The sequence below is a fragment of the Streptomyces sp. NPDC058239 genome (assembly GCF_042882185.1).
Taxonomy (GTDB): Bacteria; Actinomycetota; Actinomycetes; order Streptomycetales; family Streptomycetaceae; genus Streptomyces.
The window spans coordinates 122357-142927 of record NZ_JBHVWS010000010.1 but is presented as its reverse complement, the minus strand read 5'-3'; the positions used below and the strand labels follow the sequence as shown (position 1 = coordinate 142927).

16 protein-coding genes are annotated in these 20571 nt (G+C 70.9%); 12 read left to right on the top strand and 4 right to left on the bottom strand.

Translation table 11 applies throughout. The annotated features are described in order from the left end of the window. The first annotated feature begins 73 nt into the window (after positions 1–73). From ACFVYE_RS14845 to ACFVYE_RS14815, 7 genes are all read left to right on the top strand, one after another. Positions 74–1348 (top strand): hypothetical protein, encoded by a 1275-nt coding sequence (locus ACFVYE_RS14845; RefSeq protein ID WP_389605758.1) that lies wholly within the window; start codon positions 74–76, stop codon positions 1346–1348. Next, entirely contained in the window at positions 1345–2034 is a 690-nt protein-coding gene (locus ACFVYE_RS14840) for an SCO2322 family protein (RefSeq protein WP_383965142.1), read from the top strand. The genes ACFVYE_RS14845 and ACFVYE_RS14840 overlap by 4 nt, the downstream gene beginning before the upstream one ends. Continuing rightward, positions 2031–3185, top strand: coding sequence for an energy-coupling factor transporter transmembrane component T (locus tag ACFVYE_RS14835; RefSeq protein WP_389605756.1), 1155 nt, complete (start codon positions 2031–2033; stop codon positions 3183–3185). The genes ACFVYE_RS14840 and ACFVYE_RS14835 overlap by 4 nt, the downstream gene beginning before the upstream one ends. After that, positions 3182–4903, top strand: a complete 1722-nt coding sequence (locus tag ACFVYE_RS14830; protein WP_389605754.1) for an ABC transporter ATP-binding protein — start codon at positions 3182–3184, stop codon at positions 4901–4903. Before ACFVYE_RS14835 ends, ACFVYE_RS14830 begins: the two co-directional genes overlap by 4 nt. Next, positions 4900–5718, top strand: coding sequence for an ECF transporter S component (locus tag ACFVYE_RS14825; protein ID WP_389605752.1), 819 nt, complete (start codon positions 4900–4902; stop codon positions 5716–5718). Before ACFVYE_RS14830 ends, ACFVYE_RS14825 begins: the two co-directional genes overlap by 4 nt. A gap of 320 nt (positions 5719–6038) precedes the next feature. Beyond that, positions 6039–6479, top strand: coding sequence for a transglycosylase SLT domain-containing protein (locus ACFVYE_RS14820; RefSeq protein ID WP_383965132.1), 441 nt, complete (start codon positions 6039–6041; stop codon positions 6477–6479). A gap of 190 nt (positions 6480–6669) precedes the next feature. Next, positions 6670–7356, top strand: coding sequence for a hypothetical protein (locus ACFVYE_RS14815; protein WP_389605750.1), 687 nt, complete (start codon positions 6670–6672; stop codon positions 7354–7356). An 80-nt stretch (positions 7357–7436) separates the two neighbouring features. Here ACFVYE_RS14815 and ACFVYE_RS14810 read toward each other — a convergent pair whose 3' ends face one another. Both ACFVYE_RS14810 and ACFVYE_RS14805 read right to left on the bottom strand, forming a co-directional pair. Further along, entirely contained in the window at positions 7437–8720 is a 1284-nt protein-coding gene (locus tag ACFVYE_RS14810) for an alpha/beta hydrolase (RefSeq protein WP_389605748.1), read from the bottom strand. 307 nt (positions 8721–9027) lie between these two features. Further along, positions 9028–10197 (bottom strand): steroid 3-ketoacyl-CoA thiolase, encoded by a 1170-nt coding sequence (locus ACFVYE_RS14805; RefSeq protein ID WP_383979641.1) that lies wholly within the window; start codon positions 10195–10197, stop codon positions 9028–9030. A gap of 283 nt (positions 10198–10480) precedes the next feature. On the opposite strand from ACFVYE_RS14805, the gene ACFVYE_RS14800 reads away from it, so the two are divergent. Both ACFVYE_RS14800 and ACFVYE_RS14795 read left to right on the top strand, forming a co-directional pair. Continuing rightward, on the top strand, positions 10481–11758 hold the full coding sequence (locus tag ACFVYE_RS14800; RefSeq protein WP_389605746.1) for a cytochrome P450: 1278 nt from the start codon (positions 10481–10483) through the stop codon (positions 11756–11758). Positions 11759–11892: 134 nt separating this feature from the next. Continuing rightward, entirely contained in the window at positions 11893–12873 is a 981-nt protein-coding gene (locus ACFVYE_RS14795) for an AEC family transporter (RefSeq protein ID WP_383963617.1), read from the top strand. 124 nt (positions 12874–12997) lie between these two features. Here ACFVYE_RS14795 and ACFVYE_RS14790 read toward each other — a convergent pair whose 3' ends face one another. After that, positions 12998–14983 carry a bifunctional glycosyltransferase 87/phosphatase PAP2 family protein gene (locus ACFVYE_RS14790; protein ID WP_389605809.1) on the bottom strand — a complete coding sequence of 662 codons (1986 nt, stop codon included), beginning with the start codon at positions 14981–14983 and terminating at the stop codon, positions 12998–13000. Between the two features lie 385 nt (positions 14984–15368). On the opposite strand from ACFVYE_RS14790, the gene ACFVYE_RS14785 reads away from it, so the two are divergent. After that, positions 15369–16463, top strand: a complete 1095-nt coding sequence (locus ACFVYE_RS14785; RefSeq protein WP_383963736.1) for a DUF2330 domain-containing protein — start codon at positions 15369–15371, stop codon at positions 16461–16463. A 130-nt stretch (positions 16464–16593) separates the two neighbouring features. Further along, positions 16594–17070 carry a GNAT family N-acetyltransferase gene (locus ACFVYE_RS14780; RefSeq protein ID WP_383963620.1) on the top strand — a complete coding sequence of 159 codons (477 nt, stop codon included), beginning with the start codon at positions 16594–16596 and terminating at the stop codon, positions 17068–17070. A 47-nt stretch (positions 17071–17117) separates the two neighbouring features. Here ACFVYE_RS14780 and ACFVYE_RS14775 read toward each other — a convergent pair whose 3' ends face one another. Continuing rightward, positions 17118–19175 (bottom strand): MFS transporter, encoded by a 2058-nt coding sequence (locus ACFVYE_RS14775; protein ID WP_383963623.1) that lies wholly within the window; start codon positions 19173–19175, stop codon positions 17118–17120. Between the two features lie 403 nt (positions 19176–19578). Between ACFVYE_RS14775 and ACFVYE_RS14770 the strand changes: the two genes are divergently transcribed. Further along, positions 19579–20433, top strand: coding sequence for a peptidoglycan-binding protein (locus ACFVYE_RS14770; protein ID WP_389605743.1), 855 nt, complete (start codon positions 19579–19581; stop codon positions 20431–20433). The last annotated feature ends 138 nt before the right edge of the window (positions 20434–20571 follow it).

The window sequence follows — 20571 nt, the reverse complement described above, 5'->3', positions numbered from 1 at the left end:
GTATACGGAGCCGGAGCCTGGTGCGTGAGCGTGCCTGTGCCCGGTTCCCCCCGCAGGAGAGGCCCCGCCCGCCATGACCGTACGCCGCAGCGCAGCAACGCTCGCCGCCACCGCCACCGTGCTCTGTGCGACCGCTGCCCCGGTCGCGGTCGCAGCGCCGTCCCCGTCGCCCTCGCCGTCCGTCGCACTGCCTTCCGGGCTGTACGGGACGAAGGACCCCACGTACGACGGTGTCTGGCGGCAGTCGCTGGCCTTCCTCGCCCAGCGGGTCGAGGGCGTCACGCCCGCCACGAAGTCGGTGGACTGGCTGATCGCCCAGCAGTGCGGCAACGGCGCCTACGCCTCGTACCGGCCCGACGTCTCCCAGCCGTGCACCGGGAAGACCGTGCTGGACACCAATGCCACCGCGGCCGCCGTCCAGGCGCTCGTCGAGGTGGGCGGGCACCGGGACATCGTGAACAACTCGGTGCGCTGGCTGAAGTCCGTACAGAACAAGGACGGCGGCTGGGGCTACACCGCGGGCGGGGCCAGTGACGCCAACTCCACCTCGCTGGTGATCGGCGCCCTTGCCCGGCAGGGCCAGCGGATCGCGGACATCACGACCCCGGGCGGGAAGACCCCCTACGACGCACTGCTGGGGCTCGCGATCCCGTGCGGCGGCAAGGACGGCGGCGCCTTCGCCTATCAGCCCGACAAGGCCGGGAAGCTCGCCGCCAACGCGGACGCCACCGCGGCCGCCGTGCTCGGCACGATGGGCAAGGCCCTGGCCGTCGGGAACAACGCCGCGGTCAAGGCGCCCAGCTGCCACCCGGGGTCCGGTCTCATGCCCGAGCAGGCCGCCCAGAACGGCGCCCACTTCCTCGCGGACACCCTCGCGACCAGCGGGCATCTCAACCTGGCGCCGATGCCCGGCGCCACGGACTCCACCCCCCAGCCCGACTTCGGCAACACCGCGGACGCGGTCGTCGCGCTGTCGGCCGCGGGCCACCAGGACAAGGCGGCCAAGGCCGTGGCCTGGCTGAAGAAGAACTCCGGGGCCTGGGCCGAGCAGAACGGTCCCGCCGCCTACGCGCAGCTCGCCCTCGCCGCGCACGCGACCGGCGACGACGCTCGCGACTTCGGCGGCGTCAACCTGATCGACAAGCTGAACGCGACCGGTCCCACCCCCGCGGCCGTCACGACGCCCGACCCGTCCGCCGACACCGGGTACGTGGCCACGGAGAAGGACCAGGTCCACAGCGGGGACGACGTGATCGGCGGCGTGTGGTGGTACGTCGGCATCGGCCTCGTCGTCGGTGCGGGCGCCGGCTTCCTGATCAGCGGCCGCCGGAAGAACCAGCAGCTGTGAGGCGGGCGGGAAGAGCCGCCGCTCTCCTGGTGGTCCTGGGCACCGTCCTGGCCGTGCTCGGCGCGGGGACGGCCCAGGCAGCGGGGTACCGGTACTGGTCGTTCTGGGAGGGCTCCGGCACCGGCTGGACGTACGCCACCCAGGGCCCGTCCCTGGTCCGGCCGGACGACGGCGCGGTGCAGGGCTTCCGGTTCTCGGTGAGCGAGGACTCCCAGGACTCGGCGAAGCCGCGCCGCTCCCCCGGCTTCGCGAAGATCTGCGCGGACACCCCGGCCGAGGACGGCACCAAGCGGGTCGCGCTGGTCATCGACCCCGGCACGGCGGCGGACGCCCCGGCCGGTGAGACTCCGCCCGCGCTGCGCACCGCGTGCGCACGGGTCGCCCCGGACGCGAGCACCGCGGAGGCGCTCGCCTCGGTGGCCAAACCGCTCCGCTACAGCAGCGACGCTCTGCTCTGCGCCATATCCGGCTATCCGGCCTCGGGCTGCGGCGAACAGATCTCGGGCAACGGTCACGAGGCGCCTGCGGCGTCCGCATCCGCGTCCCCGGCCGATTCCGCCGCCGACGGCCCGGGAGACTCCGGCACCTCCGGTGGCGGACCGTCCGCCGGGGTGCTGGTCGGGGTCGGCGCCGTTCTTCTCCTCGGCATAGCCGCAGTCGCGCAGGCCCGCCGCCGCCGCGGATGACCGCCTCGACCACCGGCCCAATCCGGCTGCGCCGCCCGCTGCGCGCCCCTGGGGCGACCCGGAGCAACGCCCTGCCCGCCGGGGCCTGGTGGCTGTGGGCGCTCGGCCTCGCCACCGCCGCGTCCCGGACCACCAATCCGCTGCTGCTCGGCCTGTTGGTGGGGGTGGCGGGCTATGTGGTCGCGGCACGCCGTACGGATGCGCCGTGGGCCCGTTCGTACGGGGCGTTCATCAGGATCGGGCTGTTCGTCGTCGGTGTGCGGCTGCTCTTCTCCGTCTTTCTCGGTTCGCCGATCCCCGGCACGCATCCGGTGTTCACGCTCCCCGAGGTGCCGCTGCCCGACTGGGCGAAGGGCGTCAGGATCGGTGGCCGGGTCACCGCCGAGCAGCTGGTCTTCGCGCTGTACGACGGGGCGAAGCTGGCCACCCTGCTGATCTGCGTCGGTGCGGCGAACTCGCTCGCCAACCCGGCCCGGCTGCTGAAGTCGCTGCCGGGTGCGCTGTACGAGGCGGGGGTCGCCGTCGTCGTCGCGATGACGTTCGCGCCGAACATGGTCGCCGATGTGGTGCGGCTGCGTACCGCACGGCGACTGCGGGGCCGTCCGACCGGCGGCATCAAGGCGGTCCTCCAGATCGGACTGCCGGTCCTGGAAGGCGCGTTGGAGCGGTCGGTCGCGGTGGCGGCCTCGATGGACGCGCGCGGATACGGGCGCACCGCCCAGGTCCCGCCCGCCGTCCGGCACACCACGAACGTCCTCACGCTCGGCGGGCTGCTCGGGGTGTGCGCGGGTACATACGGTCTGCTGGCCGCGCAGGGTGCGGTGTACGGACTGCCGCTGCTGATCGCCGGGCTCGTCGCCGCGATGGCCGGGCTGCGGCTCGGCGGGGCTCGCTCGGTCCGTACCCGCTACCGGCCCGACCGGTGGGGTGTGCGGGCCTGGCTGGTGGCGGGTTCGGGGGTCGCGGTGGCCGTGGCGATGATCTGGGCGGGCGGTGTCGATGGGGAGGGGCTGCACCCCGGGGTCGTACCGCTGGTCGCACCGGTGCTTCCGTTGTGGCCCGCGGCGGCGGTGCTGATCGGGCTGCTGCCCGCGGTGGTGGCGCCGGTGCCGCCCCCGGTGGGCGCCCCGAACTCCAAGGAGAGCCAGTGATCCGGTTCGAGCACGTCTCGGTGCAGTACGAGGGGACGGAGCACCCCACCCTCTCCGGGGTCGATCTGACCATTCCCGAGGGCGAGTTGGTACTGCTCGTCGGTCCGTCCGGGGTCGGCAAGTCGACACTGCTGGGCGCCGTGTCCGGTCTCGTACCGCACTTCACCGGCGGCACGCTGAGCGGCCGGGTCACGGTCGACGGCCGCGACACGCGTACTCACAAACCACGCGAACTCGCCGATCTGGTCGGCACGGTGGGCCAGGACCCGCTCTCCCACTTCGTCACCGACACGGTCGAGGACGAGCTGGCGTACGGGATGGAGTCGCTGGGCCTCGCCCCCGATGTGATGCGGCGGCGGGTCGAGGAGACTCTCGATCTGCTGGGCCTGGCCGGGCTGCGCGACCGGCCGATCGCCACACTCTCCGGCGGGCAGCAGCAGCGGGTCGCGATCGGCTCGGTCCTCACCCCGCACCCGAAGGTCCTGGTCCTCGACGAGCCGACGTCCGCGCTGGACCCGGCGGCGGCCGAGGAGGTCCTCGCCGTGCTGCAGCGGCTGGTGCACGACCTGGGTACGACGGTCCTGATGGCGGAGCACCGGCTGGAGCGGGTGGTGCAGTACGCGGACCAGGTCGTCCTGCTGCCGTCGCCGGGCGCCGCACCGGTCATGGGCGCGCCCGCGGACATCATGGCCGTCTCCCCGGTCCACCCGCCGGTCGTCGCGCTGGGCCGGCTGGCGGGGTGGGAGCCCTTGCCGCTCTCGGTCCGCGATGCCCGGCGCCGGGCATCGGACCTGCGTGAACGGCTGGCGCAGGCCCAGCCGCCCGCCCCGTCGCCCGCGTCGGCCGGCGCAACCGTGGTGGCTCCACTGCCCAACGCCCCCGCGCGCCGCGGCGTCCTCGCCCGGCTGCTGGGCCGCGGCGCACAGACCACCACCGCGGCTTCCGATCCCCTCGCCGCTGTCACGGCCCGGGTCGAGCGTCTCGGTGTACGGCGTGGGCGCGTCGAGGCGCTGCGCCGGGTGACGCTCACCGTCGCCGCCGGCGAGACCGTCGCCCTGATGGGCCGTAACGGTGCGGGCAAGTCCACCCTGCTGGCCGCGCTCGTCGGCATGGTCGAGCCCACCACGGGCACCGTCCTCGTCGGCGGCCGGACCCCGCACCGTACGCCGCCGCGCGAGATGGTGCGCCGGGTCGGCCTCGTACCGCAGGAACCACGCGATCTGCTGTACGCGGACACGGTCGCCGCCGAGTGCGCCGCGGCCGACGCCGACGCGGGCGCCGCGGCGGGCAGCTGTCGGGCCCTGGTCTCCGAGCTGCTGCCCGGTGTGCCGGACGACACACACCCCCGCGATCTCTCCGAGGGGCAGCGCCTCGCGCTCGCCCTGGCCGTCGTGCTCACCGCGAGGCCCCCGCTGCTGCTCCTGGACGAGCCGACCCGCGGCCTGGACTACGCGGCGAAGGCCCGGCTGGTCGGGGTGCTGCGCGGTCTCGCGGCCGAGGGTCATGCGATCGTCCTGGCCACGCACGATGTGGAACTCGCCGCCGAGCTGGCACACCGGGTGGTGATCCTCGCCGACGGGGAGACCGTCGCGGACGGGGAGACCCGCCAGGTGGTGGTCTCCTCCCCGGCGTTCGCCCCGCAGACCGCGAAGATCCTCGCCCCGCAGGAATGGCTGACCGTGACGCAGGTGCGCGGCGCGCTGGGAGCCACGTCATGAGCGGGCGCCGGACACGGCCGGTACGTCTCGGGCCGCGCGCGATCGCCGCGCTCGTCCTCATCAGTGCGATCGGTGTGGTCGCGTTCGGCTGGCCGCTGCTGGCCGACGGGAACACCGGCCTGGCGCACTCCGAGGACGCGCCGTGGCTGTTCGCCGCACTGCTGCCGCTGCTGGTCGGCGTGGTCGTCGCGATGATCGCGGACTCCGGTCTCGACGCGAAGGCGGTGGCGATGCTGGGGGTGCTGGCCGCGGTCGGCGCCGCGCTGCGCCCGCTGGGCGCCGGCACGGCGGGGCTGGAACCGATGTTCTTCCTGATGGTGCTGAGCGGCCGGGTGCTCGGGCCCGGCTTCGGCTTCGTGCTCGGCTCGGTGACGATGTTCGCGTCCGCGCTGCTCACCGGTGGGGTGGGGCCGTGGATGCCGTTCCAGATGCTGTCGATGGGCTGGTTCGCGATGGGCGCGGGCCTGCTGCCCGGCCCGGACCGGCTGCGCGGGCGGGCCGAGCTCCTGATGCTGGCGGTGTACGGGTTCGTGGCGTCGTTCGCGTACGGCACGGTGATGAACCTGTACGGATGGACGATCGTGCCCGGACTCGGCTCGGGGATCTCCTTCCAGCCGGGTGACCCGCTGTCGGAGAACCTGGTTCGCTTCCTCGCGTACTGCACGGCCACATCGCTCGGCTGGGACCTGGGCCGGGCCGTGCTCACCCTCGTGCTGACCCTCACCATCGGCGCGACGCTGCTGAAGGCGCTGCGCCGGGCCACCCGCCGCGCCGCCTTCGAGGCCCAGGTCACATTCGACGTTCCCGGCGAGTGAGGACTCCCACAGGGCCTTGGTCCTCCACGGCCCGGGTTAGTAGTCGCCCGCGCCCCGGACAGACCGCCCCATATCCCCTCTGACCTGCTATGACGCCTCTAGGGTGATTCGGCCGGTTCGTGACCTTCGGATCCGGGTGCGAGGCGGGCTCGTATCAGGGGTCATTGCCATGGTTGAACGGCGCCGCTAACACTGGAGCACGTCGCCGAGCACCGCCTGGTCCACCGAAACGGACCGCGGTCGGACGAGACCGATCCACCCGCACCACCGCACGATCCGGATCGGCCCGCGACTCCCCCGTACCCGACGTTAGGACTCCTGTGTCGTTCGCCCGTAACATCCTCGCCCTGCCCCGCACCGCCCGCCGCAAGTCCGCCGTCGCCGGCACCGCCGTACTCCTCGGCACCACCGGCCTGGCCCTCGGCGTCACCCCGGCCATGGCCGCACCGGCCACCGCGCCGACCGCCGTCGCGGCAGGCGCGCAGGACACGGCGAAGTCGATGATCGGCAACGCCGCACAGTTCCAGTGCTTCAGCAACATCGTCCAGCACGAGAGCGGCTGGAACCCCAGCGCGACCAACGCCTCGTCCGGCGCCTACGGCCTCGTCCAGGCCCTGCCCGGCTCGAAGATGGCCTCCGCCGGCTCCGACTGGAAGACCAACGCCAAGACCCAGATCAAGTGGGGCATGGACTACATGAACTCCCGCTACGGCAGCCCGTGCGCCGCCTGGTCGTTCTGGCAGGCCAACCACTGGTACTGAGCCGGCACCCCCCGAGCTCGCACGAAGGCCCCGACCACCGGTCGGGGCCTTCGCCATGCCCTGACGCGGGTCAACACTTGACCAGAGATCTACTTCATATAACTTGGCCAGCTTAATAACCCGTTGGTCCATTTAGGCGCATTTTGCTTGGGTGTCCGTTCCCGTCAGCCGCCGGAGCGTTGTCACGTACGTGGAACCTCGAGAATTCTGGGACCGGAACGCCGTACTGGCGGAAGCATTCTGCGCCAGCGACGAACGCATGCGTCTGGCGCAGGCGCTGCTGGACGAGGCGCAGGCGGAGCGGAGCAGAACGCTTGCGGCTTTCGCCGTCACCGTCGGCGACGACGGCTCGATCGCAGACATGATGGGCCTCAACGAACGCGAAGTGCGATTAGCGCGACGCACGGTGGGCCGCGGTGACGCCCGGACACTTGCCCAGGAACTCCTGAACCAGCCGCCGGCGACGAGGGAAGCACCGGCCGAACCCACACCCGCACCCGCACCCGAGATCCCCGTGCCTCACCCGCGCGAAGAGATGATCGTTCCGCCGCTGGACACGCCACCGCCGGCCCCGCCCCCTCCTTCTCTGCCGCCCGTCGAGATGGAGAACACGGTCGTCTGGTCGCCCAGCATGGACTCCGTGCTGCTGTGGAGCTGGGAGTCCGGCCTCGACGTGCAGACGGTCGCCGCCGAACTCGGCCTGGACGTACGGGCGCTGCTGATGCGCGTGCAGGAGCTCGCCAACGACGGACTGCTCACGCTCGCGACCCCGGTCGCCGAGGTGAGCCGGTCCGGGCGGCACCGCCGCCAGCACGAAGACGGATACGCCGCGCTCTTCGGCCCCACCACCACCTTTCCCACCCACGTGCCGTACTGAGCGGGCACACCCGGCCGTCGCCCCGGCGGCATGGACCCGGCCGGTTTCCCGGCCGGATCCATGCCGCCGGGGCGCACGGTTCAGTGCCGCGCGGCGACCGTGTCGAACCAGCGCACGATCTGCGGCCCCGACTTCATGTACGTGGCGTTGTGGCCGGCAGAACCCTGGTCGGCCACCGGGGCCTCGACGCCGTGTGCGGCCAGATCGGCGGAGCAGTTACGGGCGTTGGCGATCGGCACATCCGTGTCGCCGGACGAGGAGTAGAGGCGCACGGGAACATGCGGCTTCCAGGCGCAGTTGCCGTCCTGGGCGCGCACCGCGGCCAGCAGGGCGCCGGTGGGGTGCTGGACCTGCCGGTAGTAGTCGTCGGTGAGCAGTTCCTTCAGCGTCGCGGGCAGCGCCGGGATGATCTGCTCCTCGGTGTGGTTGGTGTCGAAGAGGTCGTCGACGATTCCCGCGTACGGCTCCCGGAACACTTCGGAGGGGTTCTTGTAGAGCGGGTGGAGCCTGTTCTGCGCGGTGAGGAAATACGTCATGTAGAAAATGCCGCTGGTGTCGTTGACGCTGCCGTCGAACAGGCCGGGTGTCTCGACGCGCTCGATGTCGTACGGTCCGGAGACGGGGGCGAGGGCCCGGAGCCTGAAGTGCCGGTCGACGCCGTTGTCCAGGGCCCTGCCCAGGGCCATCGCGACCTGGCCGCCCTGGGAGAAGCCACTGGCGTACACCTCGCCGGTGAGCGGGCGGCCCAGGCGCAGCGCGGCGGTGCGGGTGGCCCGCAGCATGTCCACGGAGGCCGTGACGGAGGACTTGGTGTCCATGTACGGGTGGCGGCCCGGCCCCTTGCCGAGGCCCAGGTAGTCGGGGGCGGCGACGGCACGGCCCGCCGAGGCGTGGAGGTAGGGCGCGAAGCGGCCGAAATCCTCGCCGACGGAGGGCGCGTAGTCGCGGTGGGCCATCGTGCCGTGGGTGTCGGAGACCAGGTCCAGGCGGCGCGGGCCGCCCTTGGGGAGGGCGAGGAGGCCGGTGGCGATGGTGGGTGTGCCCTGCGGGGTGATGGTGCGGTAGGTGAGGCGGTAGGCCCGCAGACCGTGGCGGACGGTGTCGGTTTCCATCCCTCCGGAGGCGAGGAAGCGGGCAACGTCGGCACGACCGAGGTCGGCCACGGAGGTGATGTCCAGGAGGGCCCCTCTGCCGTGCGCCACGGCCGAGTGGGGTGACTCGGGCGCACCGGTGGACTGTTGGGCCACGGCCGGTGCGGTGCCGAGTGCGGCGAGGACCAGAACGGTGGCGGCTGCCAGACCGCGGCGGGCGGAGCGGTGTCGCGTGTTCCAAGTTGCGTGGTTCATAAGGCTGTTGTCGTCCATGACCACGACGCTATGCAGTCACGCTCGGCACCGGTACCGGCGTGGACACCCGGCCGGAGGTGCATCTGGCAACACCCCCGGCCGGGGGTCTTCCTCCACAGTGCCGCGTTAGACCGACCGGCAAATGGGGGGTGGGAGAAGGAGCGGGGCTGGGTGCGTGCAGCTGCAAGGCGGAGGAGGGAGGCAACGCGAAGGGGTCTCCCCTGCTCGAGCGAAGCCGAGAGCTTGGGGAAGTTGTCGACCGACGACAACGCCGCAGATGTGCGTGCCCGACCCCGCGACGCCGCCCCCCATTTGCCGGTCGGTCTTACAGCCGCTGAATGATCGTGCCCGTCGCCAGCGCTCCGCCCGCGCACATCGTGATCAGCGCGAACTCCTTGTCGCGGCGCTCCAGTTCATGCAGGGCCGTGGTGATCAACCGGGCCCCGGTGGCGCCCACCGGGTGGCCCAGCGCGATGGCTCCGCCGTTGACGTTGACCTTTTCGAGGTCCTGCTCGAAGACCTGGGTCCAGCTCAGCACCACCGATGCGAAAGCCTCGTTGATCTCGACGATGTCGATGTCCTTGAGCGACATCCCGGCCTTGCCGAGCACCGCGCGGGTCGCGTCGATCGGTCCGTCGAGGTGGAAGTGCGGGTCGGCGCCGACCAGTGCCTGCGCGACGATCCGGGCGCGCGGCTTGAGCTTGAGCGCGCGCGCCATCCGCTTGGACGCCCACATGATCGCGCAGGCGCCGTCGGATATCTGCGAGGAGTTGCCCGCGGTGTGGATCGCGGTGGGCATGACCGGCTTGAGCCGTCCGAGCCCCTCCATCGTGGTGTCCCGCAGCCCCTCGTCCCGGTCGACCAGACGCCACATGCCCTGCCCGGCCGCCTGCTCCTCCTCGGTGGTCGGAACCTGGACCGCGTACGTCTCCCGTTTGAACCGTTCCTCCGCCCAGGCGACGGCGGCCCGCTCCTGCGAGATCAACCCGAGCGAGTCGACGTTCTCCCGGGTGAGTCCGCGGTTGCGGGCGATGCGCTCGGCCGCCTCGAACTGGTTGGGCAGGTCGACGTTCCACTCGTCGGGCCAGGGCTTGCCCGGTCCGTGCTTGGATCCGCTGCCCAGCGGCACCCTCGACATGGCCTCGACACCGCAGCTGATGCCGATGTCGATCACTCCGGCCGCGACCATGTTGGCGACCATGTGGGATGCCTGCTGCGAGGAGCCGCACTGACAGTCCACGGTGGTGGCGGCGGTCTCGTACGGAAGGCCCACGGTGAGCCAGGCGTTGCGGGCCGGGTTCATGGACTGCTCGCCGGCGTGGGTGACCGTACCGCCGACGATCTGTTCGACGCAGTCGGCGTGGATGCCGGTGCGGCCGAGGAGTTCTCGGTAGGTCTCGCCCAGCAGATAGGCGGGGTGCAGGTTGGCGAGCGCGCCTCCGCGCTTGCCGATGGGGGTGCGTACGGCTTCGACGATGACGGGTTCCGCGGCCATGAGCTCGTCCTCTCCTCGCACTTCCGCAGGGGCGTCCCGGCGCCCGCGGAGTGGAACTAGTACGCGTTCTAGTTCTTGTAGGCAGTCTTGTTGGGCTTACCCCCGGTACGCAAGGGTCTTGCACGCACCTTGCGCCCGCTTCATACCTGCCTCACTCACTCTTCACGCAACAGATCGGGCCACCCCTCTTGCCAGTTGTAGAACTCGTTACTACCTTTCGGGCAACTTCTGATGGGTCGTCAGACATCGTTCGGGCGACTCTCGGCCCGACCTGGAGTTGCCGATGCCCTGCCCCCATCTGCCCGAAGGGTTCGACTTCACCGATCCCGATCTGCTCCAAGCCCGCATTCCGCACCCGGAGTTCGCACAGATGCGGCAGACCGCACCGGTCTGGTGGTGCACCCAGCCGGCCGGCATCTCCGGTTTCGACGACGAGGGCTACTGGGTCGTCACCCGGCACGCGGACGTCAAGTACGTCTCCACCCATCCCGAGCTGTTCTCCTCGAACACCAACACCGCGGTCATCCGGTTCAACGAGTCGATCAGCCGCGACCAGATCGAGGTCCAGAAGCTGATCATGCTGAACATGGACCCGCCCGAGCACACCCGGTTCCGGCAGATCGTCCAGCGGGGGTTCACACCCCGGGCGATACGCTCCCTGGAGCAGGCCCTTCGCGCCCGCGCCCGCCAGATCGTCGAGACCGCTCTCGCCGCCGCGGGCGACGACGGTTCGTTCGACTTCGTCACCAACATCGCCGTCGAACTGCCGCTCCAGGCCATCGCGGAGCTCATCGGCGTACCGCAGGAGGACCGGTCCAGGATCTTCGACTGGTCCAACAAGATGGCCGCGTACGACGATCCCGAGTACGCGATCACCGAGGAGGTCGGCACCGAGGCGGCCATGGAGATCGTCTCGTACTCGATGAATCTGGCGGCCGCCCGCAAGGAGTGCCCGGCCAAGGACATCGTCTCCCAACTGGTCGCCGCGGAGGGCGAAGGGAACCTCTCCTCCGACGAGTTCGGCTTCTTCGTGATCCTGCTCGCCGTCGCCGGGAACGAGACCACCCGCAACGCCATCAGCCACGGTATGCACGCCTTCCTCACCCACCCCGATGAGTGGGAGCTCTACAAGCGCGAGCGGCCGGAGACAACCGCCGAGGAGATCGTCCGCTGGGCCACCCCCGTGGTCTCCTTCCAGCGGACGGCCACTCAGGACGTCGAACTGGGAGGGCAGCAGATCAAGAAGGGCGACAGGGTCGGGCTGTTCTACTCCTCGGCCAATAACGACCCCGAGGTCTTCGAGAACCCGGAGACCTTCGACATCTCCCGCGATCCCAACCCCCACCTCGGCTTCGGCGGCGGCGGTCCGCACTTCTGCCTCGGCAAGTCCCTTGCCGTGATGGAGATCAACCTGATCTTCAACGCGATCGCGGATGTGCTGCCGGACCTTCGGCTGGTCGGCGACCCGCGGCGGCTGCGCTCGGCATGGCTCAACGGGATCAAGCAGCTTCAGGTCAGCACCACCGCGAGCGCCGCGGGCGTCGGTACCACCGGGAGCTGACCGCTTCCGGCAGCTACGGACGGCGGGGGCCTCCCCCTCACGCCCCGGCCCCCGCCGTCCGTACCGACCAATCCCGCACCCTTGCCCGAACCCCCGCGCGATAAGCGAACAACAGCGCGAGGATGATGGCGGGCATGCACGCCCTGTTCTCCGCCTTCGCCCCCATCTGGACGCTCACGGCCATCGGTTACGCGGTCGGCCGCAGCGGTCTCCTCGGCGAACAGGCGGAAGCCGTGCTCGGCCGGTTCGTCTTCCATGTGGCCATGCCCGCCGCCCTGTTCACCATGGTTTCCGGGGCGCAGTTGGACGCCTTCGCCAATTCCTCGATGGTGGCCTTCGCGGCGGGTACGGCGCTGGTCTGCGGTCTCGGCTTCGTGGCGGCCGGCCGGCTCTTCGGCCGCGGCACGGCCGACCGGGCGATCGGCAGCATGGCGTCCGGCTACGTCAACTCCGCGAATCTCGGTATTCCGGTGGCGGTCCAAGTGCTCGGCGACGCGTCGTTCGTCGCCCAGATCATCCTGTTCCAGGTGCTGTTGGTCTCCCCGGTGATCCTCACGCTGCTGGACACGGGCACGGGCACGGGCTCCGGAAAGGGCATCGTGGTCCGGCGGATGCTGACCATGCCGGTCCGCAACCCCATCATCATGGCCTCGTTGCTGGGTGTCGTCGTCTCCGCGCTCGGGCTGCGGCTTCCGCACGCCCTCGCCCACTCCTGCGACCTGCTCGGCGCAGCCGCCGTGCCGACGGCCCTGATCACGCTGGGCCTGTCCCTGAACGGCCGTCCGGCGGCGGACGGGACGACGGAGCACACGGGGCCCGCCGGGTCCACGGTGCGTACATGGCGTGCGGAGGTCGTTGTGACGGTCGCTCTCAAGACGTTGGCCCAGCCCCTGATCGCCTTCGTCGTCGGCGGCCCGCTGTTGCATCTGCCGGACCACCAGTTGATGGCCGTCGTGCTCTGCTCCGCGCTGCCGACCGCTCAGAACGCCTTCATCTACGCCCAGCAGTACGGCCTGGACACCCGCGTGGCCCGCAACTCCGTGGTGGCCTCGACGGTGGTGTCCATGGCCACGCTGTCCTTCGCCACCTGGGCGCTCGGGACGACCGGCCTTTGAGCCGTTCGAGTGGCGGACCGATGCCGATGGGCGGATGCTGGTCAGGCGGCGATCCATGCCGAAGGGGTGCCGGGACGATGTGTTCGTTCCGGCACCCCTTCGGCCCCTCACGGGCTCCGTGCCACTAGTGCTGCTTGCTGCTCACCGCATCGTCGGTCGACCTCGGAACCGGCACCGACACCGACACCGCGATCCCGTCCTGCGGTTTCGCCGCCGCAGGCACGGCCGGCAGCCGCAGCCTCCGCGGCCCCGACAGTACGTAGGTCAGCCCGAAGCCGAGCGCGACGACGGCCGCGCCACCCACCGCGTCCAGCACCCAGTGATTGGCCGTGGCCACAATCGCGGAGACCGTGAACAGCGGGTGCAGCAGCCCCAGCGCCTTCATCCACATCTTCGGGGCCAGCATGACGATGACCACACCGCACCAGAGCGACCAGCCGAAGTGCAGCGAGGGCATCGCCGCGTACTGATTGGTCATCGCGGTCAGCGATCCGTAGTCCGGCTTCGCGAAGTCCTGCATGCCATGGACCGTGTCCACGAAGCCGAGCCCCGGCATCAGCCGCGGCGGGGCCAGCGGGTAGAGCCAGAAGCCGACCAGCGCGAGGATCGTGGCGAAGCCGATGGAGCTGCGTGCCCAGCGGTAGTCCGCGGGGCGTCGTACGTACAGCACACCGAGGATCGCCACCGGTGCGATGAAGTGGAACGTCGAGTAGTAGAAGTCGAAGAAGTGCCTCAGCCAGGTGACCTGGACGACCGCGTGGTTGACCCAGTGCTCGATGTCGATGTGCAGCCACTGTTCGAGGGAGTGGATCTGCCGGCCGTGGTGTTCGGCGGTGGCGCGGCCTGCCGTCGCCGCGAGCCTGACATGTGAGTACGCGGAGTAGACGACCCTGATCAGGAGCAGTTCCAGCAGCAGATTGGGCCGGCTGAGCACCCGTCGCCAGAACGGCAGCAGGGGGATGCGGCTCCAGCGGGCCGTGACCGGGACCGCGTAGTCCGTGGGGATCGGCTGTTGCCAGTACGGCGAGGTGCGCGGCAGGAACGGTGCGGCGCAGGCCGCGCCGAGGGCCGCGATCAGCAGCACGTTGTCGCGTATGGGGAAGACCACCGCCACGTTCGGCAGCAGCATCTTCCCCGGCAGTGTGAGCACGAGCACCACGACCGCCGGCCACACGAGCCGGTCGGAGGCCCGCTTGCCGACCCGGCCGACCACGGCGAGCAGCACCCACAGCAACTGGTGCTGCCAGGCGGTGGGTGAGACGGCGACGGCGACGCAGCCGGTCACGGCGACGGCGAGCAGCAGTTGCCCGTCACGCGCGTACCGTACGGCGCGGCGCAGTCCGAGGCAGCAGACGGCGGCCGCCAGCACCACGAACAGCGCGATCTCGAGCGGGCCCTCCAGGCCGAATCGGAGCAGCGCGCCGTGCAGGGACTGGTTGGCCAGGCTGTCCGCGTTGTCGCCGAGCCCGGCGCCCGCGACATGGTGCACCCAGTAGGTCCACGAGTCGTGCGGCATCGCGGCCCAGGCAAGCGCGGTGCAGGCGGCGAACGCGGTGCCGCCGGTCACCGCCGTCTGTCGGCGGCCGGTGAACCAGAGCAGGACCGCGAAGAGCAGCACGGTCGGCTGGAGCGCGGCCGCGAGCCCGATCAGAAGGCCCGAGGCGCGTTCCCCCCGGACCGCGAAACAGGCCAGCAGCACCAGCAGGACCGGCAGGATGCTGGTCTGCCCCAGGTTGAGTGCGTTTCGGACCGGCAGGGAGAGCATCAGCAGGCTGATCGCGACGGGGGCGGCCAGCAGTGAGGTGCGGCGGGTGACCGGGCCGGGCAGCGCGCGGGCGGCGACGATGCCGAGGGCGGCGACGAGCAGCAGTGAACCGAAGGTCCAGGCGACGCCCAGGCTCTGTTCGGCGGTCCGGGTCAGTGGCTTCAGCACGAGCCCGGCGAACGGGGTGCCGGTGAACCGGTCGCTGTCGTACAGCGAGCCCGTCACATGCAGGACACCGTTCTCACCGATCCAGGTCTCCAGATCGGTGAGGCGTTCGCCCGGCGGCTGCCGTAGCACCACCGCCATCTGCCGTACGGCCAGTGCGGCCACAACCAGCCAGAGCAGAGCCCGGGCAGCCCCGGTCCTCGACCCCGTCGCCGCATTTCCGCGCACACTGTGCTCCGCATTCGCCACGTTGCGCCGGCCCTCCCGCCGTTTCCGTGCCCGTCCCTCGACCCGGGCATGCTGTGAAACCATCGCATTGCGTCATGAGGTAGACACAATCAACCCCCTCTTCGCCTGACTGTCACCATCCTTTTTTTCCGAAAGAACGACCGAAGGACCTGTCGGGCCGGGCCTCGGCGCCGGAACCGGACCGATGGTTCCCACGTCCTCCCCCGTGTTCGTCGATCGCGGGGGAGGAAGACGGGACATGCGGTACGCAGGGGGGATGCGGAGTGTGCGGGGTGAGGGGCGCGGATGGGTGGTGCGTGCGCTGTCACTGCTGCTGATGCTGGTGTCGCTGCAGCTGGGGTCGCTGATCAGCCCGGCGTACGCCTGTGGCTGCGGGGCGATGGTCCCGAGCAGGGCGAGCCAGGTCTCGGTCGACCGGGAGACGTCGGTGGTGGACTGGGACGGCCGTACCGAGCAGATCGTCATGCGGCTCACGGTCCGCGGGGATGCCCCCGAGGCTGCCTGGATCATGCCGGTGCCGCACCGGGCGACCGTGGAGCTCGGTGATCCGTCGCTCTTCTCCGAGCTCGCCACCCTCACCGCGCCGGTGCAGGAGACCAGGCACTACTTCTGGCCGCACTCCGACGACTGGCCGTTCGCCGGTTCGGGCAACAGCGCGGACGGAGCCGGGGCCCCTTCGAGCGCCGCGCCGCCGGTCGAGGTGGTGGGCCGGGAGCGGCTCGGCCCGTTCGATGTGGCGCGGCTGGCCGCGACCGACCCCGAGGCGCTGCAGCAATGGCTGCAGGACAACGGCTTCGAGCTGCCCGACCGGCTGGCGACGGCGCTGAAGCCCTATGTCGACCAGAAGTGGGAGTACGTCGCGATCCGCCTCGCTCCCCGGGACAGGAACAGTCCCCTCGGCGGCGACCTCGATCCGCTGCGGCTGCGCTTCGCCAGCGACCGGCTGGTCTACCCGATGCGGCTGTCGAAGCTCGCCTCGACGCCGCAGCAGCTGGGCCTGTACGTCCTGGCCGCGCATCGGATGGAGCCGCGCGACGCGATCGGCGGCAACGCGCCGCAAGTGACGTACGCGGGCAGGATCGACCCCCGGTCGGTACGGGACGACACCGGGGCGCTGGAGGCGGTGACGGGCGGGAAGCCGGTGTTCGTCACCGCGATCGAGCAGTCGTTCCCGCGCCCGGAGCGGATCAACGGCGATCACGAACTGCGCGCGGCCGGGGCCGACACCCCGTACCGGACCATGGTGTACACGGACAGGCTGCTGACCGTGGGTGGTGTCCCCGCCTGGGTGCTGTCGCTGCTCGGGGCCGTGCTGGTGGCGGCTGCGGTGGTGCTGCTGGTGCTGCGGGTCCGACGGCACCGGCCGGTGGTGCCTCCGCCGCCGGTCGTGGTTCCGCCGCCGCTGGGGTGAGCGCCGCTTGCCGCAATCCGAACGCTTGCGTGTGGAGTGAAGCGCCGTCTCCACCGATCCGTTCGCTCCTCCTGGCCGATCCCGCTAATCCATTCGCTCCTGCGAGCATGCCCAAGTCAGAATGACCGGCATGCCCTGGACCGTGACCCCCGAACCCTTCGACTCCCCCGACGCCGCGTGGCTGCGTCGCGACTATTACGACGAGGTCGCCAGCCGCTACTGGGGGCGGCCCGCGACCGCCGAGGAGATCGACGAGGGGCTCACCGACGACGGCGCCGACCGGCTCACCCCGCCCACCGGCCAATTCGTCGTCGGCCGGTTCGAGGGGAAGCCGGCGGCCTGCGCCGGGCTGCTGGTGGTGGACGCGGACATCGCGGAGCTGACCCGGGTGTTCGTACGCCCCGAACACCGCGGTACGGGCGGCGGCGGGCTGCTCCTGGCGGCCGTCGAGAGCGCGGCGCGCGCCTTCGGCGTACGCACGGTCAGGCTCGACACCCGCAATGACCTGGTCGAGGCACGGGGGCTGTACACCAAGCACGGCTATCAGGAGGTTCCGGCGTTCCACCGGCGGCAGTACGCGGAGCACTGGTTCGCCAAGGAGCTGTGACGGGTGCAGGAGTTCGCAGGAGGCGCAGGAGGTGTCCGCGAAGCGGCTCACCCGGGTCTGGCCGCGTGGTCCCGCATCGGCTCGGGGCCGTGCGGCCGCTCCTTGCTCGACCCGTTCGTCTCGGCGGTCAGCTCCGCCACGAGTTTCACCAGGTCCGTCGGCCGTTCCGGCCCCCACCAGTCGCCCAGCAGCTCGGCCATCGATTCCTCACGGGCCTCCGCAAGCTTCACCACCACTTCCGCGCCGGCCTCGGTGAGCACCAGCTGCACCCCTTCGCGCCGGACCAGTCCGCGCTCCTCCAGCTGACGCGCCGCCTCGGTGACCACCCGTAGCGGCACCGGGGCGGCCTCGGCGAGCATGACCGGTTCGACCGTGCCGTGCCGGGCTATGCGCAGCAGCATCCAGCTCGCCGCGGGCAGCAGGTCGTATCCCGCCCTCTTGGTGATCTCCTCGTAGACCTTGCGGCGCCCCGCGCGGGTGGCGAGCACCGAGAGGGCCCGGGCGCATTCGTCGTACGAGGACCGCTCGACCGGGTTCGACGCCAGGGTCTCGGTGGGCTCCGGTGCGGTCACCGAGCCGCGCAGCTTGTCCTCCTTGAGGAACCAGGCGAAGACGAAGGCGACCAGGACGACGGGTGCCGCGTACACGAACACATCGGTGATCGAGGTCGAGTACGCGTGGAGCACCGAGGGCCGCAGCCCGGGCGGCAGCTGGCCGATGGCGCGCGGGTCGGCGGCCAGCCCCTGGGCACTGACCCCCGGGGGCAGGGAGCGGCCGGCGAGCGCCGCGCCCAGTTTGTCGGTGAGCCGGTTCGTGAAGATCGTGCCGAAGACTGCGACACCGAACGAGGCACCGATGGAGCGGAAGAAGGTGGCTCCGGACGTGGCGACGCCGAGATCCTCGTACGTGACGGCGTTCTGCACGACCAGCACCAGGACCTGCATCACCAGGCCGAGCCCGGCGCCGAAGACGAAGAAGTAGATGCTCATCTCCAGGGTGCTGCTGGTCTCCGTGAGCCGGTGCAGGAGCTGCAGTCCGATCGCGGTGATGCCGGTGCCCGCGATCGGGAAGACCTTCCAGCGGCCGGTGCGACTGACGATCTGCCCGGACACGGTCGAGGTGAGGAGCAGACCGAGCACCATCGGGAGCATGTGCACGCCGGACATCGTCGGCGTGATGTTGTGCACCACCTGCAGGAAGGTCGGCAGATAGGTCATCGCGCCGAACATCGCGAAGCCCACGACGAAGCTGATGACGGCGACGAGGGTGAAGGTCCTGATCCGGAACAGCTTCAGCGGAATGACGGGCTCCGCTGCCCGGCGCTCCACGTGCACGAAGGCGGTCAGCAGCAGCACGCTCAGGACGGCGAGACCGATGATCTGCGCAGAGCCCCAGGCCCAGGTGGTGCCGCCGAGCGAGGCGACGAGGACCAGACAGGTCGCGACGGAGGCGATGAGGAAGGTGCCGAGGTAGTCGATGGTGTGCTGCGCACGGCGGACCGGGATGTGCAGCACTGCGGCGATCACGAGGAGCGCGACGACGCCGATCGGCAGGTTGATGTAGAAGACCCAGCGCCAGCTGAGTTGCTCGGTGAAGAAGCCGCCGAGGAGCGGTCCGAGGACGCTTGTCGCGCCGAAGACCGCTCCGAACAGGCCCTGGTACTTGCCTCGTTCGCGCGGCGCGACGATATCCCCGACGATCGCCATCGAGAGCACGATGAGGCCGCCTCCGCCGAGGCCCTGAAGGGCCCGGAAGCCGATGAGCTGCGGCATGTTCTGGGCGACGCCGCAGAGCGCCGAGCCGATGAGGAAGATGACGATGGCGGTCTGGAAGAGCTTCTTGCGCCCGTACTGGTCGCCGAGCTTGCCCCAGAGCGGGGTCGCGGCGGTCGACGCCAGCAGATAGGCCGTGACGACCCAGGAAAGATGTTCCAGACCGCCGAGGTCGCTGACGATGGTCGGCAGCGCGGTGGAGACGATGGTCTGGTCGAGCGCGGCCAGAAGCATGCCGAGAAGAAGCGCACCGATGGCCACCATGACCGACCGCGTGGAGCGGTCCTCACCGGGGGCCGGGGCCGGGGCCGGAGGGCTCAGATGCTGGGCCATAGAACATCTCCTCGGATCCGCTACATCCCCATCCTGGCCGTTCCGCACGGTTATGGCCTGCCGAGCGGGACCGGGCCGGGACCTGCGGGGACGGGCCCTGAGTGGGTGTCGCGGCGGGATTCATACCGGGTGCCGCATTCGGTACGGCATTGGGCATCCCGGCGGCGGGCTGCATAAACGCAGGCAGTTCAAGGGGAGGGATCCACAATGACCGGACATGTATGCCCGGAGTGCGGTATGGACAGCAGACCGGACGAGAGACAGAGACCTGGTGGAAGACCGGTCGGGGGGGCCGGACCGGGGGCCGGGCGGAAGACCCGGGGCCGGTCCCGGATGCGCGTGCGGGGAGCGGGCAGCACGGCGGGCCGCCGAGCAGCAGCGGGCCGAACGGTCGGCGGCCGACTTGGCGGAGATCGCGGCGGCGGAGGACTTCGATCCGCTGCGGATCCGGCCGTACGTGACGCTGGGGGGCGACGAGACACCGGCCGCAGAAGACGAGCAGCACCACAGACCGGCGGGGGACGCGGCCACGACGATGCCGCTCCTTCTCGACCCGGCGACGGCAGGTCCGCTGCCGGACGCCGTCGAGCCGGCCGAAGCCCCCGGTACTGCGACCCTCGCAGTACCGGGGTTCGTACCCGCCGACGATCCCATTCAGCCGCGCCGCCGACGGCCCTTCGCGGCACTCGCCGTAGGAGCGGCCGTGGCCGCGGTGGTGGGTACGGCGGCGTTCGCAGGCGGGCTGTTCGACGGAATCGGCAATGGGGACACCGACGGGGAACAGGCCCTGCCGAGCACGGTGGCGAGCGCCCCGGCGGAGGAGACGGCATCGGCTTCCGCATCGTCCGCGCCCTCCGGACCGGCTCCCACGTCACCGTCCGCGTCCCCCTCCGCGTCCCCCTCGGCGAGCACCTCGCCGTCCCCCTCCGCATCCACGGCCTCACGGCCGGCCACCGCCTCACCCTCCGCGTCCACGCCGCACGCGAGCCGTCCGGCGTCGTCCGCACCGCCCGCTTCACTGGCCGGTCCCACGCTGCGCCGCGGCGACCAGGGGCCCGCGGTGGCCGAGCTGCAACGCCGGCTGGAGGAGATCTGGCTGTTCCACGGGCGGGACGACGGCGACTTCACGGGCCAGGTCGAGCACGCCGTAAGCGTCTACCAGTCGTACAAGTCCATCGAGGGCGACCCGTCGGGGGTGTACGGACCCAACACGCGACGCGCCCTGGAGGCGGAGACGACGGGACGGGGACGCTCCTGACCACCCGGCCCGACGCCCCCGCCCGGGACGGGATTGGCTTTCCCGGACAGGTTTTTGTATCGTGATGGAACAAAGTAGCCTCTGCCCGCCACTCCCTGACCGGCGGGCGAGGCTGCTTGTTCTCTTTCGTGCGCCATC

Coding starts and splice junctions, on each gene's coding strand:
- ACFVYE_RS14810 (WP_389605748.1), bottom strand. CDS start 8,720: ATGGACGACAACAGCCTTATGAACCACGCAACTTGGAACACGCGACAC.
- ACFVYE_RS14795 (WP_383963617.1), top strand. CDS start 11,893: ATGCACGCCCTGTTCTCCGCCTTCGCCCCCATCTGGACGCTCACGGCC.
- ACFVYE_RS14785 (WP_383963736.1), top strand. CDS start 15,369: ATGCTGGTGTCGCTGCAGCTGGGGTCGCTGATCAGCCCGGCGTACGCC.
- ACFVYE_RS14835 (WP_389605756.1), top strand. CDS start 2,031: ATGACCGCCTCGACCACCGGCCCAATCCGGCTGCGCCGCCCGCTGCGC.
- ACFVYE_RS14775 (WP_383963623.1), bottom strand. CDS start 19,175: ATGGCCCAGCATCTGAGCCCTCCGGCCCCGGCCCCGGCCCCCGGTGAG.
- ACFVYE_RS14825 (WP_389605752.1), top strand. CDS start 4,900: ATGAGCGGGCGCCGGACACGGCCGGTACGTCTCGGGCCGCGCGCGATC.
- ACFVYE_RS14800 (WP_389605746.1), top strand. CDS start 10,481: ATGCCCTGCCCCCATCTGCCCGAAGGGTTCGACTTCACCGATCCCGAT.
- ACFVYE_RS14805 (WP_383979641.1), bottom strand. CDS start 10,197: ATGGCCGCGGAACCCGTCATCGTCGAAGCCGTACGCACCCCCATCGGC.
- ACFVYE_RS14780 (WP_383963620.1), top strand. CDS start 16,594: ATGCCCTGGACCGTGACCCCCGAACCCTTCGACTCCCCCGACGCCGCG.
- ACFVYE_RS14845 (WP_389605758.1), top strand. CDS start 74: ATGACCGTACGCCGCAGCGCAGCAACGCTCGCCGCCACCGCCACCGTG.